This is a genomic window from Cupriavidus sp. GW823-FHT07A04, assembly GCF_058794615.1.
Genome location: NZ_JBXAHA010000003.1, coordinates 354,426 through 370,553 on the forward strand (window position 1 = coordinate 354,426; position 16,128 = coordinate 370,553).

Consider the following 16,128-nt stretch of genomic DNA (forward strand, 5'->3'; position numbering starts at 1 on the left):
GGAGCCCCCGCCATGACACTCGACTACGACGCCATCATCATCGGCACCGGCCAGGCCGGCCCCCCGCTGGCGGCGCGCCTGAGCGCAGCCGGCCAGAGGGTGGCCGTGATCGAGCGCCAGTCGTTCGGCGGGACCTGCGTCAACACCGGCTGCATCCCCACCAAGACCATGGTGGCGAGCGCCTACGCGGCTAACCTGGCACGGCGCGGCGCCGAGTACGGCGTGGTGCCCACCGGGCCTGTGACGGTGGATATGGCTCGCGTCAAGGCGCGCAAGGACGGCGTCGTCGGCAAGTCCACGCACGGCGTGGAAACGTGGGTGCGCACGCTGGAGCACGGCACCGTCCATCTCGGCCACGCGCGCTTCGAGGGCCCGGACACCGTGCGCGTAAACGACACCCTGCTGCGGGCCGGCAAGATCTTCATCAACGTCGGTGGGCGCGCCGCCGCGCCGCCGATGCCTGGGCTGGAGCAGGTGGACTACCTGACCAACGCCGGAATGATGCGCGTGGACACCTTGCCGCGGCACCTGCTGGTGGTGGGCGGCAGCTACATCGGTCTGGAGTTCGGCCAGATGTTTCGCCGCTTCGGCAGCGAGGTCACCATCGTGCAGCGCGGCCCGCGCCTGATCGAGCGGGAGGATCCCGACGTATCCGACGCCGTGCGCGGCATCCTCGCCACCGAGGGCATCGGGCTGCGTCTCGACGCCGAGTGCATCGCGCTGGAGCAGCGCGGCGCCGAGGTCGTGGTGAAGATGGATTGCGCGCACGGCGCGCCCGAGATCGTCGGCTCGCACGTGCTGCTGGCGGTGGGGCGGCGGCCCAATACCGACGACCTTGGCCTGGACCGCGCCGGCGTTGCCGTGGATGCGCGCGGCTACATCCAGGTGGACGAACAGTTGCGCACCAATGTGCCCGGGATCTGGGCCATGGGCGACTGCAACGGGCGCGGCGCCTTTACCCATACCGCCTACAACGACTTCGAGATCGTCGCCGCCAACCTGCTGGACGCGGCATCCGGCGAGCCGCCCCGCACGCTCGGCGACCGCATCCCCGCCTATGCGCTCTACACCGACCCACCGCTGGGGCGCGTCGGCATGAACGAGGCCGAGGCGCGCCAGTCCGGGCGCAAGGTGCTGGTTGGCATGCGGCCGATGACGCGGGTTGGCCGCGCGGTGGAAAAAGGCGAAACGCAAGGCTTCATGAAGATCCTGGTGGATGCCGACAGCCGCGAGATCCTTGGCGCGGCGGTGCTGGGCGTGGGCGGCGACGAGGTGATCCATTGCATCCTCGACGCGATGTATGCGTGCGCGCCGTACACGGTGGTCCAGCGCGCCATGCATATCCACCCCACGGTGTCCGAGCTGATCCCGACCATGCTGGGCGAGCTGCATCCGCTGGAGCCGGCCGGCCCGGCGGCAGCATGACAGGCCCACACAGCAAGCGCTGAACATGCCCACCACGCCGCTGGCCCAGAGCCCGTGCGACGACGCAACGCTGCGGACCGCCCCTGGCGGGCCACCCTGCGCCAGGGCCGACGAACCTTGGGTGCTGGCCGCCACCATCCTGGCGTCCAGCATGGCCTTTATCGATGGCACCGTGGTCAACGTGGCCCTGCCCGCGTTGCAAAAGGATTTCGATGCGAGCCTGAGCGGCATGCAGTGGGCGGTGGAGGCCTATGCGTTGCTGCTGGCAGCCTTGCTGCTGGTGGGCGGCGCCTGCGGTGACCGCTTCGGGCGCCGTCGCGTGTTTGCGCTGGGCGTGGCGATCTTTGCAGCCAGCTCGGCCTGGTGCGGCCTGGCCGGCAACATTGGCCACCTGGTCGCCGCGCGGGCCGCGCAGGGCTTGGGCGCGGCGCTGCTGGTGCCGGGCAGCCTGGCGTTGCTGTCGGCCTCGTTCGACGCGAGCCGGCGCGGCAAGGCCATCGGCACCTGGTCCGGCGCCACCGCGATGACCACCGCGCTCGGGCCCGTGGTGGGCGGCTGGCTGATCGAGCATCTGTCGTGGCGCGCGGCCTTCCTGGTCAACCTGCCGCTGGCGGCGGCGGTGCTGGCCATCGTGTTCTGGCGCGTGCCGGAAAGCCGCGCACCGCAGCATCCCGGTGGACTCGACTGGCCCGGCAGCCTGCTTGCAGCGTTTGGGCTGGGGGGCGTGGTCTACGGCCTGATCGAGTCGCCGGCGCAGGGCTGGGGCCACCCAGCCGTGTGGATGCCGTTTGCGGCCGGCCTCGTTGCGCTCGGGCTGTTCGTGCTGGCGGAGACCCGCGTGGCCAACCCGGTGATGCCACCCGCGCTGTTCCGCTCGCGCGCTTTCCTGGGTGCCAACCTGCTCACCTTGCTGCTTTACGCGGCGCTGGGCGGCGGCCTGTTCTTCTTCCCGCTCAACCTGATCCAGGTACAGGGCTATTCGTCGACGCAGGCCGGTGCCGCCTTGCTGCCGTTCATCCTGCTGATGTTCCTGCTGTCCGGCTGGGCCGGCGGGCTGGTGGACCGGCATGGCGCGCGCAAGCCGCTGATCGTCGGCCCGCTGGTAGCGGCCGCGGGCTTCGCGCTGTTTGCATTGCCCGATGCCGCCGCCAGCGGCGGCAGCTACTGGCTGGCCTACTTTCCCGCGGTGCTGGTGCTCGGCGCGGGCATGACGATCAGCGTGGCGCCGCTGACCACCACCGTCATGAACGCGGTGCCGCTGGGCTCGGCCGGCACGGCGTCTGGCATCAACAATGCGGCGGCACGCGTGGCCACGCTGCTGGCGATTGCCATGCTGGGGATCGTGATGGTGCGCGTGTTCGACTACCGGCTGGACCGCTCGCTTGGCCAGTCGGTGGCCAGCGGCGCGGTGTCGGCGCAGGTGGCTCGGTCCGTGCAGGCGCAACGCGCGAAGCTCGCCGCCATCACGCTGCCGGCGGCCACGGCCCCGCAGGTAAAGGCGGCCGTTCGGCGTGCGGTGGACGGCGCCTTCGTGGCCGGCTTTCGCTGGGTCATGCTGCTGTCGGCGCTGCTGGCTGCCGGAGGGGCAGCATGCGCCTGGGCGTTCCTGAGCCCGGCGCGCGGCAAGACCGGCACCGGGAAGGCCGGCGGCTAGCGCATCTAACGCCGCGGCGCCGGCGCCGCGCGCTCGCCCAGGTACACCAGCAGCAGCTCCTCGACGGTGAGGCGCCGGAGCCTGGCTTCGCGGCCGATGGCGCGCTCCAGCTCCGAGAGCTGGAAGGCCTCCACGCTCATGCCGACAGCGCGCGCGTGGCGCGGGGTGATGACCTTGAGCAGCGCCACCACTTCGGGGTTGTCGGCGAGAAAACGCTCATGGGCAAGTTGCAAGCGTTCGGGGGAAAGAGTCATCGGGAAGGGACCGCAATAAGGTGGGTGCAAGGTGGGTGGGGCGCGACGGCCTGGCGCCTGGCGAGCAGGTACGAGGCAGGAATGCACGCCGGCGCCCGCGCATTACACCACAGCCGTGCCGGAGCCCCCAACCGCAGTGCAATCGGAACGCAAGCGCAGGCCTCGTGCGTTATTGCGCCTTGGCGGTATAGCGCTCCCGCTCGACGTAGCGGACCAGGTAGTTGCGGGTCTTGGCTTCGGTATCCTGGCTCACCCGCTCAGCGGCCTGGCGCGCGCCATCGCGCCCATGCGAGGACACCATCTGCGCATCCAGGTAATCGCGAAACGCCGTGTGCATGGCGTCGAGCCGAGGCCGGCAGGCCTTGAGCGCAGCACTGGCGAGATCCTGCGCGGAGGCGCCGCCGGCCATGCCGGCATCGGCCTGGCCCTTGGCGCACGTGGTGTAAGCGGCACGCAGCGATTGCCATTGCTCGTTGGCTTCGGATGAGGCTTGCGGATTGGCGGGCACTTGCGAAGCGCAAGCCGCTGCCAGCAAGGTGACGGGGATGAGGGCGAGAACGGATTTCATGTGTCATGGACTTATCCAGCCCGGCCGGGTTCCTGTCCAGATGAAACAGGTTGTTGCGAGGCGCCCGTGCTTGTAGGACGCCGCGCGCCAAAATGCAGCCTCCGTCCTACAGCCATTCGCAAGAATGCTTGGTATATTTCTACAGAAACGGTGAGAGTACGCCGGCTTTTCGTAAAAACCCGAGAATCAAGTTTGCGGCGAGATTTCAAGTTTCTACAAGTGCTGATTACGCCTATCCTTTATGTGGGGTGCGCAAAGTGGCTCCGGGGTATCCGGTGCCGTGAGAGGTAAAACAATCAGGAGAGTGAGCATGGAACGCAGATCGTTTCTGACGGTAGGGGCTGGACTAGTGGTGGCAAGTTCGGGCCTGCTGGGCGCGTGTACGACCACGCCCGATGCACCCACCGACAAGGCCGCCAAGCGCCGCGAGATCGATGGCGGCGTGGATGGTACGCTCAACAAGCTGTATGAGACGGCGAAAGGTTCACGCGAACTCGCCAACCGCGCGCGCGGCATCCTGGTCTTCCCCAATGTCCTCTCGGCCGGCTTCGTCGTGGGTGGCGAATATGGCGATGGCGCGCTGCGCGCGGGCGGCGCCAACCGTGGCTATTACCGCATCATCTCGGGCTCGGTCGGCTGGCAGATCGGTGCGCAATCCAAGGCCATCATCCTGATGTTCATGACCCAGGAAGCGCTCGACAAGTTCGTCGCCAGCAGCGGCTGGACTGCCGGCGTGGACGCTACCGTGGCGCTGGCCAAGATTGGCGCCAATGGCACCCTGGACACCAATACCGCCCAGCAGCCCGTCGTTGGCTTCGTGGTCACCAATGCGGGCCTGATGGCCGGCGTGAGCCTGGAAGGCTCGAAGATCAGCAAGCTCGACATCTGAGGCCACGCAGCGTGCCGGCCTGGCGCCGGCCTGTATGCGGGGGGCCGGGTTGCGAAGGCGACCCGGCCCCTGACTTTTTCCGGCCCTGCTGCCACGGCACCGCCACACCAGCCAGACTCCCTCACGCATTGTTACCGCATGCGCCACGCTAACCGGCTAGAATCCGTCCCTTTGGCCGAATTCACATGTGGTTCAAGAATCTCCAGCTGCACCGTCTGTCCGCACCGTGGTCCCTCGCCGCCGAAGAGGTCGAGGAATGCCTGGCGCGCCACGCATTTTTCCCTGGCACCAGCCTGGAGATGCAAACCCAGGGCTGGGCCTCGCCGCGTGACAACGGCGCGCTCGTCCACCAGGTCGGCAAGCAGTTGCTGCTGACCATGCGCACCGAAAAGAAGCTGCTGCCGTCCACCGTGGTCAACCAGGTCACCAAGGCCCGCGCTGTGGAGCTGGAAGAACAGCAAGGCTTCAAGCCGGGCCGCAAGCAGATGCGCGAGCTCAAGGAGCAGGTCACCGAAGAACTGCTGCCGCGCGCGTTCAGCATCCGGCGCGACACCCGCGTGTGGATCGACCCGGTCAACGGCTGGCTCGCCATCGACGCGGCCGCCCCGGCCAAGGCCGATGAAGTGCGCGGCCTGCTGTTCAAGGCCATCGACCCGCTGCCGCTGGACAACCTGCATGTGAACCAGTCGCCGGTCACCGCCATGACCGACTGGCTGGCCACCGACACGGCCCCGGCCGGCTTCACCCTCGACCAGGAAATGGAGCTGCAATCCAGCGCCGAGAGCAAGGCCACGGTGCGCTATGTGCGCCATCCGCTGGATGCCGAGGACCTGCGCCGCCACATTGCCGCCGGCAAGCGCTGCACGCGCCTGGCGATGACCTGGAATGACCGCGTGTCCTTCGTGCTCACCGAGTCGCTGACCATCAAGCGCGTGGCCCCGCTGGACGTGATCAAGGAGCAGGCAGACCCGAGCGCCCGCGACGACGAAGAACGCTTCGACGGCGACTTCACCATGATGGCCGGCGAACTGGCCAACCTGCTGTCGGACCTGACCGCCGCGCTCGGCGGCGAACGCAAGCTGTAAGCCAGCGCGTCAGCGGGCCGGCCAGGCCGGTTCAAGCTGGATTCAGGCGCCGCCGCCCGGCGGCGCCGCGCCGTAGCCCAGCAACCCGCTGGCGACCCGCGCCTCATGGCGCACGGCCACGGCGATGGGTCCGTCCATCGACGCATCGAAGCCGCCGGTGGCACCCAGCGCGGTGAGCACCGCGCAAATGCGGCCCGTGTAGTCGTACAGCGGCGCCGCCACGGCGCTGATGCCCTTCAGGTTGGTATCGCGCACTACCGCGCACCCGGCGGCCAGCACTTCGCGCCGCAGCACGCCGATGGGATCATCGCGATCCAGCTGCGCGCGCAGGTCCGCCGGCGCCGCCGCGAGCTCTTCTTCCGCCATCGCCCGCACACGCGGCTCGTCCAGCAAGCCCAGCAGCGCGCGGCCCGTGGCCGACCACAGCATCGGCATCACCGAGCCCACCCGCACATTGACCGTCACCGGCAGCCCCGGCTCCTCGAAGCGCACGATGGTCGGGCCCTTGTTGCCCATCACCGCCACAAAGCAGGTCACGTCCAGGCTCTCGCGCAGGCGGACCAGCGACGGCTCGGCGATCCGGATCGGATCAACCTGCCGCATCGCTGCCAGGCCGATCAGCATGGCCTCCACGCCCAGGAAATACTGCTGCGATGCCGACGCCTGCGCCACCAGCCCCTCGTCGATCAGGCTGGCCAGGTAGCGGTGCACCTTGGCCGGACTCTCGCCAATATGCGCGGCCAGCGCGGTCAGGCTGGCGCGCCCGCCGAGGTTGGCCAGGCCCTTGAGCACCGTCATGCCGGTCTGCGCCGATTGCACGCGCTGGCGGCGCTCGCGCGCCGGCGGCTCAGCGGGCATGGCGGCTTCGACCGGGTCAGCGGGATCGCCTGAGGTGCTCGATGCGCGTGAGGTGCGTGCGGCGCTTGGGTCGTTTCTTGTCTTCATGGGCGGAGATTCTAGTGCCGTGCATTGCGCTGCGGCATCAAACCCACGTTAACCCGCATCGCCATATTACGCAATGCGTATATCATTTACGCATAACAACGCCGGACCGCGCTACGCCTCAACCGGCACCCAAACGGGAACAGGAGACAAGATGATCACCATCCGCAAATGCATCGCCGCAGGCCTTGGCCTGGCCGCCATCCCCATGCTGGCGGCCACCGCTGCCGCCGAGCCGGCCTACCCCGCCAAGCCGGTGCGCTGGATCGTGCCGTACGCCGCCGGCGGCGGCTCGGACTTCCTGGCGCGCTCCATCGGCCAGGCCCTCTCGACCCGGCTTGGCCAGCCCGTGCTGGTGGACAACAAGCCGGGTGGCAATACCGCGATCGGCGCGGCGGAAACCGCGCGCGCGCCGGCGGACGGCTACACGGTGCTCTCGGCGGACAACGGCACGCTGGTGTTCAACCCGGCGCTGTACAAAACGCTTTCCTACAACCCGGTCAAGGACCTGGCGCCAGTCACCTTGCTGGGCCGCTTCCCGATGATCCTGGTGGTGGGCCCGGGCATGAACGTCAACACGGTGCAGGAGTTCGTCGCCCGCGCCAAATCCAAGCCGGGCGGCATCGACTACGCCTCTGCCGGCGCCGGCAGCCCGCACCATCTCGCCATGGAACTGCTCAAGGTGGAGGCCGGGCTGAACATGGTCCACGCGCCCTATCGCGGCGCCGCGCCCGCGCTGGCCGACGTGGCCGGCGGCCAGGTCCCGGCCATGATGGTCGACCTGGCCGCGGGCGCGGGGTTCATCAAGGGCGGCAAGGTCAAGGCGCTGGCCGTGGCCAACCCGACCCGCCTGCCCCAGTTGCCGGACGTGCCGACCTTTGCCGAGGCAGGTTACAAGAACGTGGAGGCCGCCGCTCTGGTGGGCATGGTGGTTCCCGCCGCCACGCCGCCGGAGATCGTCGCCACGCTGAACAAGCAGGTGGTGGCCGCGATCAAGGACCCGGCCGTCAACAAGCGACTGGTGGACTTCGGCGTGGAACCCGTCGGCAACACGCCGGCGCAGTACGCCGAACTGCTGCGCAGCGAGACCACGCGCTGGCACAAGCTGATCCGCGACCTGAAGATCACGCTGGAGTAACCGCGGCGCACCGCAGCCGCCCCCCGCAAACGAGAACACGGAGCAACAAGCATGGCCAACGCTACCCCCAATCCACACGCCTCGGGATGTCCCGTTGACCATCGCTTGCTGACAGCGCAGCGCTCGCCCACCGGCTGCCCGGTCAGCCCAGGCGCGGCCAGCTTCGATCCCTTCGAGGATGGCTACCAGCAGGACCCGCCCGAGTACGTGCGCTGGGCGCGCGAGCAGGAGCCGGTCTTCTACAGCCCCAAGCTGGGCTACTGGGTGGTGACGCGCTACGACGACATCAAGGCGATCTTCCGCGACAACCTCACCTTCAGCCCCTCCATTGCGCTGGAGAAGATCACGCCGACGGGGCCGCAAGCCAACGCCGTGCTGGCGTCCTACGGCTACGCCATGAACCGCACGCTGGTCAACGAAGACGAGCCAGCGCACATGCCGCGCCGCCGGGTGCTGATGGCGCCGTTTACGCCAGAGGAACTCAAGCATCACGAGCCCATGGTGCGCAAGCTCGCGCGCGAGTATGTCGACCGCTTTGTCAACGACGGCCGCGCCGACCTGGTCGACCAGATGCTGTGGGAAGTGCCGCTGACGGTGGCGCTGCATTTTCTCGGCGTGCCCGAGGAAGACATGGACCTGCTGCGCAAATACTCCATCGCGCATACCGTCAATACCTGGGGCCGGCCCAGGCCGGAGGAACAGGTCGAAGTCGCGCATGCCGTGGGCAACTTCTGGCAGCTGGCAGGCAAGATCCTCGACAAGATGCGGCAGGACCCGTCCGGCCCGGGCTGGATGCGCTATGGCATCCGCAAGCAGGTGGAGTATCCGGAGATCGTCACCGACTCCTACCTGCACTCGATGATGATGGCCGGCATTGTCGCCGCGCATGAAACCACCGCCAACGCCACGGCCAATGCCATGAAGCTGCTGCTGCAGCATCCGCGCGCCTGGCAGGAGATCTGCGAAGACCCGGGCCTGATCCCGAACGCGGTAGAGGAATGCCTGCGGCACAACGGCTCGGTGGCGGCCTGGCGGCGCCTGGCCACGCGCGACGTGCAGGTAGGCGGCGTCGACATTCCCGCCGGCGCCAAGCTGCTGATCGTGACGTCCTCGGCCAACCACGACGAGCGGCACTTCGCCGATGCGGATCTCTTCGACATCCGCCGCGAGAACGCCAGCGACCAGCTCACCTTCGGCTACGGCTCGCACCAGTGCATGGGCAAGAACCTGGCGCGCATGGAGATGCAGGTCTTCCTGGAGGAACTCACGCGGCGCCTGCCCCATATGCGCCTGGCAGAGCAGCGATTCAGCTACGTGCCGAACACCTCGTTCCGCGGGCCCGAGCACGTGTGGGTGGAATGGGACCCGACGCAAAACCCCGAGCGCGCCAACCCCGCGTTGCTGCAGGTACAAGTGCCGGTGCGCATTGGCGAGCCGTTGGGGCATGCAATCAGCCGGCCGGTGGTGGTGGCCAGCGCGACCCGGGCGGCCGAGGGCATTGTGCGGCTGCGGCTGGTATCGCCCGATGGCAAGCCGATGCCGCGCTGGGCGCCGGGCTCGCACATCGACGTGGAATGCGGCGGCACCGGTCTGTCGCGGCAATACTCTCTATGCGGCGACCCGGACGACAGCGGTGCGCTGGAGATCGCCGTGCTGCGCGAAGCGCAAGGCCGTGGCGGATCCGCTTGGGTGCATGACAGCGTCAAGGCCGGCGACCGGCTGAAGATCCGCGGCCCGCGCAACCACTTCCGGCTGGATGAGGCCGCGGACAAGCTGATCCTGATCGCCGGGGGCATCGGCATCACGCCCGTCAGCGCCATGGCGCGGCGCGCGAAGGCGCTCGGCATGGACTACGCTTTGCACTACAGCGGGCGCTCGCGTGCGTCCATGGCGCTGCTCGACGAGCTCATCGCGCTGCACGGCGATCGCCTGCATGTCTACGCCAAGGATGAAGGCCAGCGCAACGATCTCACCAGCCTGCTCGGGCAGCCCCAGGCGGATACGCAGATCTACGCCTGCGGCCCCGCGCGCATGCTTGCAGCGTTGCAGGAACAGTGCGCCGGCTGGCCCGGCGATGCGCTGCGCATCGAGCATTTCGAGTCGGCGCTCGCCACGCTGGATCCCGGCCAGGAGCAAGCGTTCGAAGCCGAGCTGAAGGACTCCGGCATCGTCGTCGCGGTCGCCCCGGGCCAGACGCTGCTGGCCGCGCTGCGCGCCGCCAACATCGACATGCAGAGCGATTGCGAGGAAGGCCTGTGCGGCTCCTGCGAGGTGCGCGTGCTGGCCGGCGAAATCGACCACCGCGACGTGGTGCTCACGCGCGCGGAGCGCGAAGCCAACACCAAGATGATGGCCTGCTGCTCGCGCGCGAAATGCCAGCGCATCGTGCTGGAGCTATAAGCGCGGCGCTCGCTCAGCCGCCCTGCTCTGTTGCCAGCTTCGCATCGATGCCACGCGCCCGCGCCACCGCCGGGCGCGCGTTGATGCGGTCGATATAGGCCTGCACCACCGGCGTCGCTTCGACCAGCTTGAACATCGTGGTCCAGGTCAGCGCGGTGCCCCACAGCACGTCGGCCGCGGTGAAGGTGTCGCCCAGCAGGTAGGGGCCCTTTTCCAGCTGGCCCAGCAGCGTGCTGATGGTGGTGTCGTAATCCCCGTAGGGGCACATCGCGCGCGGCGTCTCGCGCTGTTGCGAGCGGTCCACCAGCGCCGGCTCGAAGCAGGAACCGTAGAACGCCATCCAGCGCAGGTAAGGCCCGCGCAGCGGATCGGTCAGCGCGGGCGCCAGCCTGGCCTGCGGGAACAGGTCGGCCAGGAAGATGAACACGGCCACCTGCTCCGTCACCAGCGCATCGCCATAGCGGATGGCCGGCACCTTGCCCATCGGATTGATGGCCAGGTAAGCCGGCTCGCGCTGCTCGCCGGCCTTCATATTGAGCGGGTGGAGACGATACGGCACGCCGAGTTCCTCAAGCAGGGTCAGCGCGCCGGTGGAACGTGTGTTGGGCGAATGGAACAGGGTCAGTTCGGGCTGGAACATGGCATTGGCTCCGGGGGAAAAATCATGCAACTCGGGGCGAGGGGCGCTGTGAAGCGCGCCATCGCGGATCAAGCGCTGGCGCCGTCGACCTTCTTAGGTTGGAGCTGCGCCAGGTCGACGCCATCGAGGCACCGCACATTGATCGCCGCCACGGCCGAGCCATCCGGCATGCTGCCCAGCGCGTAGGCCTCCACGCCGCAGGTTTCGCAAAAGCGATGGTCGATCACATGCTTGTTGAACTTGTAGGTGCGCGTGGCCTGCGCACCTTCGGTCAGCGTGAATCTGTCTGCCGGTGTGAACGACCAGATGAAGCCGCGCTTGCTGCACAGCGAGCAATTGCACTCGATGGCGCCGACCAGGTCGACATCCACTGCGTAGCGCACGGCGCCGCAATGGCAGCCGCCGGTGTAATGGGTTACGGTCATGGTGGTCTCCGATAGAATTTCGTTCATCTTGCGCATCTTGCGTGCCTGCCGCAGCCCGTAGTTTTACACCGCTATCCCCATGCCCCGATTGGAAAAACGCGACACGCACGCGCCCGTCACCGCTGCGCCCAAAGGCATTGTCGACCCGCTCGGCACGCAACAGCGCATCCGCCTCGGCCGTTATCTGCCGTCGGCGGCGCTGGCACCCTTTGTCGAACATTACTGGATCGTCGAATGGGACCTGGCGGGACACCCACCGCAGGTGCAGCGCGTGCTGCCCTATCCGAACGCCAACCTGGTATTCGACCGCGGCCAGACAGCGCTCTTCGGCGTGGTGCGCGGCGTGTTCGACCGCACGCTGGAAGGCGCCGGCCACGTGCTCGGCGTGCGCTTTCGCGTAGGTGGCCTGCGCCCCTTGCTGGACGAGCCCGTCTGCGCGCTGACCGACACCACGCGTGCGGCGCGCGCGCTGCTGTCATGCGACGCACACCGGGCCGAAATGCTGGTGCTGGATGCCGGCGGCGACGAAGCCATGGTGCGCGCCGCCGAAGCGCTGTTGGGCGGCGCCCTGCCGCCGCCTGACCCCGTCGTGGATCAACTGCAGGCCATCGTCGCGCATGCCGCCAGCGCCGAAGGCCCCGCCAGCGTGGAGTCGCTGGCGCAGCATGCCGGCATGGGCGTGCGCGCTTTGCAACGGCTGTTCCAGGACTACGTGGGCGTATCGCCCAAGTGGGTGCTGCGCCGCTACCGCCTGCAAGAGGCCGCATGGCGGCTCGCGCGCGGCGAGCCGGTCGGGCTGGCGCAGCTCGCCGCCGAGCTCGGCTACTTCGACCAGGCCCACCTGACGCGAGATTTCACCAGGCTGGTGGGCGTATCCCCGGGCGACTACCAGCGCTCGCAGCAGGGGCCGGCCGGCGCACGCTGAGCGGCAAGTCAGCCCGCGCTGCCGATGTGCGCGGCCAGGTAATCGATCAACGCCCGCACCTTGGGCGGCAGGAAGCGGTTGGGCGGATAGAGCAGCCACACCGTCCCCACGTAGGCGCGTGCCTGCAATTCCCAGTCTGGCAACACCCGCACCAGTTCGCCGGCCTGCAAGGCAAGGGCCGCGGTGAACTCGGGCAGGCTGGCGATGCCAAGATCCTGCTGCGCCGCCTCCAGCCGCGCGCCGGCGTGGTTGGCGACATAGCGCCCGCTCACCGTCACGGTCTGCGTCTCGCTGTCGCGACGCAAGCGCCAGCGGTTGTCGTCGGCGGTTTCCCCCAGGTACAGGCAATCGTGCTGCGCGAGATCACGCGGCTGCGCCGGCGTGCCGCGCGCGCGCAGATAGGCGGGCGAGGCGCACAGCACCCAGCGCACCGCGCCCAGGCGGCGCCCGGCCAGGCCGGGCGGCGGGTGCTCGGTCAGCCGGATCACCAGGTCGAGGTCGTCGGCAAGGGGATCGGCCTCGTGGTCGGTAAACAGCAACTGCAGGTCCACTTCCGGATAAGCCTGCAGGAAAGCCGGTACCAGCGGATGGATCACCGTCTTGGCAAATGCGGTCGGCGCGCTGACGCTGACCCTGCCCTGCGGCCGGCCCACCACATGGCCGGCGGCGTCCATCGCCCCCGCCGCGGCGCTCACCACGTCGCGGCAATAGCGGTACACCTCGGCGCCCGATTCCGTCATGCGCACCTTGCGGGTCGAGCGCTCCAGCAAGCGCGTGGCCAATGCCTCCTCCAGACGCTTGATCTGGCGGCTGACAGTGGACGGTGTGCTGCCAAGCTGGCGCGCGGCAACAGAAAAATTGCCCGCGTCGACCACGCGCGCGAACACCGCCATGTCGGGCAGCAAGGCAAAGAGATCAGCTTGGTTCATGAGGCGGCTCGCGGCGGGCAGAGGCGGATTAATGCATATGCGGCATAAAGGCTTTGCATTCCGACCCGATTATCGCCGTGGATGCAAAGCGGCACAATGCAGGACCGAATGCACAAGGTCCACCATGCCCGCGCCAAAAAAACTGTTACTGCTGTCCGACCTGATGCTGCTCGCGGTCGCCGTGGTCTGGGGCAGCAGCTACGGCATCGTCAAGAGCGCACTGGTCTTCTACCCGGTACTCGGCCTGCTGACGCTACGCTTTGGCATCACCTTCGTGGTGCTCTCTCCCACGCTGGCCGGGTTGCGCCGCACCGACGCCGCCACCCTGCGCGGGGTGCTGGGCACCGGTGTGCTGCTGCTCGGCATCTTCCTGTGCGAAACCTTCGGCGTGCTGCTAACGCGCGCCTCCAACGCCGCCTTCCTGATCAGCCTGTGCGTGGTGCTGACGCCGCTGGCGGAGTGGCTGCTGCTCAAGCGCCGTCCAAGCCGCATCGAATGGGTGGCGGTGGCGCTCTCCCTGCTAGGCGCGTGGCTGCTGGCGGGCCACGGCGAACTGGGGTTCAACCTTGGCGACGGGCTGATCCTGGCCGCCGCCGTACTGCGCGCGCTGATGGTCTGCGCGACCAAGCGGCTGGTGCGGGGCCAGTCCATGCCGGCGCTGACGATGACGGCGGTGCAATCCGGCGTGGTCGCCGTCGGCAGCGCGGCCGTGGCACTGGCGCTGGTGCCCGCGCAGTGGCAGCCCCTGCCGTCGTTCTCTGGCCACGCTGCGTTCTGGGGCTGCGTGCTGTGGCTGGTGGCCGCCTGCACGCTGTTCGCCTTCTTCGCCCAGAACTACGCCATCCGGCGCAGCAGCCCCACGCGGGTGGCGCTGCTGATGGGCAGCGAGCCCGCCTTCGGCGCGTTGTTCGCCAGCCTGTGGCTGGCAGAGAGCATCTCCACCACGGCGTGGATCGGCGGCGGGCTGATCGTGGCGGCATCGCTGTTGGCCACAGTGCGCTGGGGCAAGCCTGCAGCCCCCGAGATAGCGCAGGGCTCGCAGGCCTGAAACAGGATCCGTTGCAGCCAGCCGCGGTCATACAATCCGTGCATGCCCATTTGGACAGGCGAGAGGATTCCCATGACGATGACCGATGTGTATGGCCTGCGCGAGCCGGCCCGGGCCGAAATCGACGCCATCAAAGGCCCGGCCGTGATCGAGTTCGGCGCGCCCTGGTGCGGCTACTGCATGCGGGCGCAGCCCCACCTGGCCGGCGCCATGGCCAGCCATCCGGAGGTTGCCCACATCAAGGTCGAGGACGGCAGCGGCAAGCCGCTCGGCCGCTCGTTCCGGGTCAAGCTATGGCCCACGCTGGTGTTCATGCGCGACGGCGTGGAGGTGGCGCGGTTGGTGCGGCCGAGCGAGACACGGGCGATCGAGGAAGCGTTAAGACGGATTGCGGGCTGATGCTGGCCCGCACTGCTGATCGCTGATCGCTGATCGCTTATGCAAGTGCAAAGAAAAAAGCTCCCGAGGGAGCTTTTTTCTTTCTGCGTGGCGGCATTCACCGCTCGGCGGAAACTCAATCCCAGGACAACGCCCCACCGGTCTGATACTCGATGACGCGCGTCTCGAAGAAGTTGCGTTCCTTCTTCAGGTCGATCATCTCGCTCATCCACGGGAACGGGTTTTCCTCGTTCGGGAACAGCTGCTCCAGGCCGATCTGCTGGCAGCGGCGGTTGCAGATAAAGCGCAGGTAGCCCTTGAACATTGGTGCGTTCAGGCCCAGCACGCCGCGCGGCATGGTGTCCTCGGCATAGCGGTATTCGAGGTCCACGGCCTTCTTGAACAGAGCGGTGATCTCTTCCTTGAACTCGGCGGTCCACAGGTGCGGATTCTCGAGCTTGATCTGGTTGATCAGGTCGATGCCGAAATTGCAGTGCAGGGACTCGTCGCGCAGGATGTACTGGTACTGCTCGGCGGCGCCGGTCATCTTGTTCTGGCGGCCCATGGCCAGGATCTGCGTGAAGCCCACGTAGAAGAACAGGCCTTCCATGATGCAGGCGAACACGATCAGCGACTTGAGCAGCTTCTGGTCGTTCTCCGGCGTGCCGGTCTTGAAGGCCGGGTCGGTCAGCGTGTCGATGAACGGGATCAGGAACTCATCCTTGTCGCGGATCGACTGCACTTCGTGGTACGCATTGAAGATCTCGGCTTCATTGAGGCCGAGCGACTCCACGATGTACTGGTAGGCGTGCGTGTGGATCGCTTCTTCGAAAGCCTGGCGCAGCAGGTACTGGCGGCATTCCGGCGCGGTGATCTGGCGGTAGGTGCCCAGCACGATGTTGTTGGCGGCCAGCGAGTCGGCGGTCACGAAGAAGCCGAGGTTGCGCTTGATCACGCGGCGCTCGTCTTCGGTCAGGCCGTTCGGGTCCTTCCACAGCGCGATGTCGCGCGACATGTTGATTTCCTGCGGCATCCAGTGGTTGGCGCAGCCGGCCAGGTATTTTTCCCAGGCCCACTTGTACTTGAACGGCACCAGCTGGTTGACGTCGGTCGAGCCATTGATGACGCGCTTGTCGGCGGCGTTCACGCGGCGGTCCGTCGGCGCGTCGGACGCCGGCAGGTTGCCGAGGATACCCGTGCCTGCCGGCTGCGTGGCGGCCGGCGGCAGCACGCCGTGCTGGTCGACAGAGCGTGCGGCAGCAGGCGTGGCGGTGGGATTCGGCGCGGGCTGCGGGGCAGCCTGCGGGGTGGCTTGAACGTCGTCGTCCCAGCTCAGCATGGTGTGGTTCTCCGTGGAATGCTTTGGTTTGCCGCCGTCCTCGCCGCGCAAGCGGCGCGGCGAGGATCAGGGCAGGTAATGACTTACTG

At 67.9% G+C, this 16,128-nt stretch carries 16 protein-coding genes; 9 read left to right on the forward strand and 7 right to left on the reverse strand.

The annotated features are described in order from the left end of the window. The first annotated feature begins 12 nt into the window (after positions 1 to 12). Complete coding sequence (locus AC1Q7Q_RS07410; RefSeq protein ID WP_492374662.1) at positions 13 to 1,425, forward strand: FAD-containing oxidoreductase; 1,413 nt, start codon at positions 13 to 15, stop codon at positions 1,423 to 1,425. Positions 1,426 to 1,450: 25 nt separating this feature from the next. Beyond that, positions 1,451 to 3,079, forward strand: coding sequence for an MFS transporter (locus tag AC1Q7Q_RS07415; RefSeq protein ID WP_492374663.1), 1,629 nt, complete (start codon positions 1,451 to 1,453; stop codon positions 3,077 to 3,079). 5 nt (positions 3,080 to 3,084) lie between these two features. Here AC1Q7Q_RS07415 and AC1Q7Q_RS07420 read toward each other — a convergent pair whose 3' ends face one another. Next, on the reverse strand, positions 3,085 to 3,333 hold the full coding sequence (locus AC1Q7Q_RS07420) for a DUF6388 family protein (RefSeq protein WP_144409844.1): 249 nt from the start codon (positions 3,331 to 3,333) through the stop codon (positions 3,085 to 3,087). Positions 3,334 to 3,502: 169 nt separating this feature from the next. Then, complete coding sequence (locus AC1Q7Q_RS07425; RefSeq protein WP_492374664.1) at positions 3,503 to 3,901, reverse strand: hypothetical protein; 399 nt, start codon at positions 3,899 to 3,901, stop codon at positions 3,503 to 3,505. 310 nt (positions 3,902 to 4,211) lie between these two features. On the opposite strand from AC1Q7Q_RS07425, the gene AC1Q7Q_RS07430 reads away from it, so the two are divergent. Then, positions 4,212 to 4,790, forward strand: coding sequence for a BPSL1445 family SYLF domain-containing lipoprotein (locus AC1Q7Q_RS07430; RefSeq protein WP_441633879.1), 579 nt, complete (start codon positions 4,212 to 4,214; stop codon positions 4,788 to 4,790). Positions 4,791 to 4,975: 185 nt separating this feature from the next. Further along, positions 4,976 to 5,875 (forward strand): recombination-associated protein RdgC, encoded by a 900-nt coding sequence (locus tag AC1Q7Q_RS07435; protein ID WP_043349676.1) that lies wholly within the window; start codon positions 4,976 to 4,978, stop codon positions 5,873 to 5,875. Positions 5,876 to 5,917: 42 nt separating this feature from the next. Here AC1Q7Q_RS07435 and AC1Q7Q_RS07440 read toward each other — a convergent pair whose 3' ends face one another. Further along, the gene (locus AC1Q7Q_RS07440; protein ID WP_492374686.1) at positions 5,918 to 6,673 is read right to left on the reverse strand and encodes an IclR family transcriptional regulator; all 756 of its coding nucleotides are present in this window, start codon (positions 6,671 to 6,673) and stop codon (positions 5,918 to 5,920) included. Positions 6,674 to 6,971: 298 nt separating this feature from the next. Between AC1Q7Q_RS07440 and AC1Q7Q_RS07445 the strand changes: the two genes are divergently transcribed. After that, positions 6,972 to 7,955 carry a Bug family tripartite tricarboxylate transporter substrate binding protein gene (locus tag AC1Q7Q_RS07445; RefSeq protein ID WP_174423017.1) on the forward strand — a complete coding sequence of 328 codons (984 nt, stop codon included), beginning with the start codon at positions 6,972 to 6,974 and terminating at the stop codon, positions 7,953 to 7,955. 51 nt (positions 7,956 to 8,006) lie between these two features. Beyond that, positions 8,007 to 10,355, forward strand: coding sequence for a cytochrome P450/oxidoreductase (locus AC1Q7Q_RS07450; RefSeq protein ID WP_492374665.1), 2,349 nt, complete (start codon positions 8,007 to 8,009; stop codon positions 10,353 to 10,355). A gap of 13 nt (positions 10,356 to 10,368) precedes the next feature. On the opposite strand, the gene AC1Q7Q_RS07455 is transcribed toward AC1Q7Q_RS07450, so the two are convergent. Continuing rightward, positions 10,369 to 10,995: a glutathione S-transferase family protein gene (locus AC1Q7Q_RS07455; protein ID WP_492374666.1), complete on the reverse strand. Its 627-nt coding sequence runs from the start codon at positions 10,993 to 10,995 to the stop codon at positions 10,369 to 10,371. Between the two features lie 68 nt (positions 10,996 to 11,063). After that, positions 11,064 to 11,420: a GFA family protein gene (locus AC1Q7Q_RS07460; RefSeq protein WP_492374667.1), complete on the reverse strand. Its 357-nt coding sequence runs from the start codon at positions 11,418 to 11,420 to the stop codon at positions 11,064 to 11,066. 79 nt (positions 11,421 to 11,499) lie between these two features. On the opposite strand from AC1Q7Q_RS07460, the gene AC1Q7Q_RS07465 reads away from it, so the two are divergent. Next, complete coding sequence (locus AC1Q7Q_RS07465; RefSeq protein ID WP_492374668.1) at positions 11,500 to 12,345, forward strand: DUF6597 domain-containing transcriptional factor; 846 nt, start codon at positions 11,500 to 11,502, stop codon at positions 12,343 to 12,345. Between the two features lie 8 nt (positions 12,346 to 12,353). Here AC1Q7Q_RS07465 and AC1Q7Q_RS07470 read toward each other — a convergent pair whose 3' ends face one another. Further along, complete coding sequence (locus AC1Q7Q_RS07470) at positions 12,354 to 13,274, reverse strand: LysR family transcriptional regulator (protein ID WP_492374669.1); 921 nt, start codon at positions 13,272 to 13,274, stop codon at positions 12,354 to 12,356. Positions 13,275 to 13,398: 124 nt separating this feature from the next. Between AC1Q7Q_RS07470 and AC1Q7Q_RS07475 the strand changes: the two genes are divergently transcribed. Together AC1Q7Q_RS07475 and AC1Q7Q_RS07480 are read left to right on the forward strand one after the other, a co-directional pair. After that, positions 13,399 to 14,322: a DMT family transporter gene (locus AC1Q7Q_RS07475; protein WP_492374670.1), complete on the forward strand. Its 924-nt coding sequence runs from the start codon at positions 13,399 to 13,401 to the stop codon at positions 14,320 to 14,322. A gap of 72 nt (positions 14,323 to 14,394) precedes the next feature. After that, complete coding sequence (locus tag AC1Q7Q_RS07480; protein ID WP_492374671.1) at positions 14,395 to 14,721, forward strand: thioredoxin family protein; 327 nt, start codon at positions 14,395 to 14,397, stop codon at positions 14,719 to 14,721. A 115-nt stretch (positions 14,722 to 14,836) separates the two neighbouring features. Here the strand turns inward: AC1Q7Q_RS07480 and AC1Q7Q_RS07485 are convergent, their stop codons facing one another. After that, positions 14,837 to 16,039 (reverse strand): ribonucleotide-diphosphate reductase subunit beta, encoded by a 1,203-nt coding sequence (locus tag AC1Q7Q_RS07485; RefSeq protein ID WP_150986839.1) that lies wholly within the window; start codon positions 16,037 to 16,039, stop codon positions 14,837 to 14,839. Between the last annotated feature and the right edge of the window lie 89 nt (positions 16,040 to 16,128).

Excerpts from the sequence above, each read along its gene's own strand:
- AC1Q7Q_RS07410 (WP_492374662.1), top strand. The coding sequence starts at position 13 with ATGACACTCGACTACGACGCCATCATCATCGGCACCGGCCAGGCCGGC.
- AC1Q7Q_RS07415 (WP_492374663.1), top strand. The coding sequence starts at position 1,451 with ATGCCCACCACGCCGCTGGCCCAGAGCCCGTGCGACGACGCAACGCTG.
- AC1Q7Q_RS07420 (WP_144409844.1), bottom strand. The coding sequence starts at position 3,333 with ATGACTCTTTCCCCCGAACGCTTGCAACTTGCCCATGAGCGTTTTCTC.
- AC1Q7Q_RS07425 (WP_492374664.1), bottom strand. The coding sequence starts at position 3,901 with ATGAAATCCGTTCTCGCCCTCATCCCCGTCACCTTGCTGGCAGCGGCT.
- AC1Q7Q_RS07430 (WP_441633879.1), top strand. The coding sequence starts at position 4,212 with ATGGAACGCAGATCGTTTCTGACGGTAGGGGCTGGACTAGTGGTGGCA.
- AC1Q7Q_RS07435 (WP_043349676.1), top strand. The coding sequence starts at position 4,976 with ATGTGGTTCAAGAATCTCCAGCTGCACCGTCTGTCCGCACCGTGGTCC.
- AC1Q7Q_RS07440 (WP_492374686.1), bottom strand. The coding sequence starts at position 6,673 with ATGACGGTGCTCAAGGGCCTGGCCAACCTCGGCGGGCGCGCCAGCCTG.
- AC1Q7Q_RS07445 (WP_174423017.1), top strand. The coding sequence starts at position 6,972 with ATGATCACCATCCGCAAATGCATCGCCGCAGGCCTTGGCCTGGCCGCC.
- AC1Q7Q_RS07450 (WP_492374665.1), top strand. The coding sequence starts at position 8,007 with ATGGCCAACGCTACCCCCAATCCACACGCCTCGGGATGTCCCGTTGAC.
- AC1Q7Q_RS07455 (WP_492374666.1), bottom strand. The coding sequence starts at position 10,995 with ATGTTCCAGCCCGAACTGACCCTGTTCCATTCGCCCAACACACGTTCC.
- AC1Q7Q_RS07460 (WP_492374667.1), bottom strand. The coding sequence starts at position 11,420 with ATGACCGTAACCCATTACACCGGCGGCTGCCATTGCGGCGCCGTGCGC.
- AC1Q7Q_RS07465 (WP_492374668.1), top strand. The coding sequence starts at position 11,500 with ATGCCCCGATTGGAAAAACGCGACACGCACGCGCCCGTCACCGCTGCG.
- AC1Q7Q_RS07470 (WP_492374669.1), bottom strand. The coding sequence starts at position 13,274 with ATGAACCAAGCTGATCTCTTTGCCTTGCTGCCCGACATGGCGGTGTTC.
- AC1Q7Q_RS07475 (WP_492374670.1), top strand. The coding sequence starts at position 13,399 with ATGCCCGCGCCAAAAAAACTGTTACTGCTGTCCGACCTGATGCTGCTC.
- AC1Q7Q_RS07480 (WP_492374671.1), top strand. The coding sequence starts at position 14,395 with ATGACGATGACCGATGTGTATGGCCTGCGCGAGCCGGCCCGGGCCGAA.
- AC1Q7Q_RS07485 (WP_150986839.1), bottom strand. The coding sequence starts at position 16,039 with ATGCTGAGCTGGGACGACGACGTTCAAGCCACCCCGCAGGCTGCCCCG.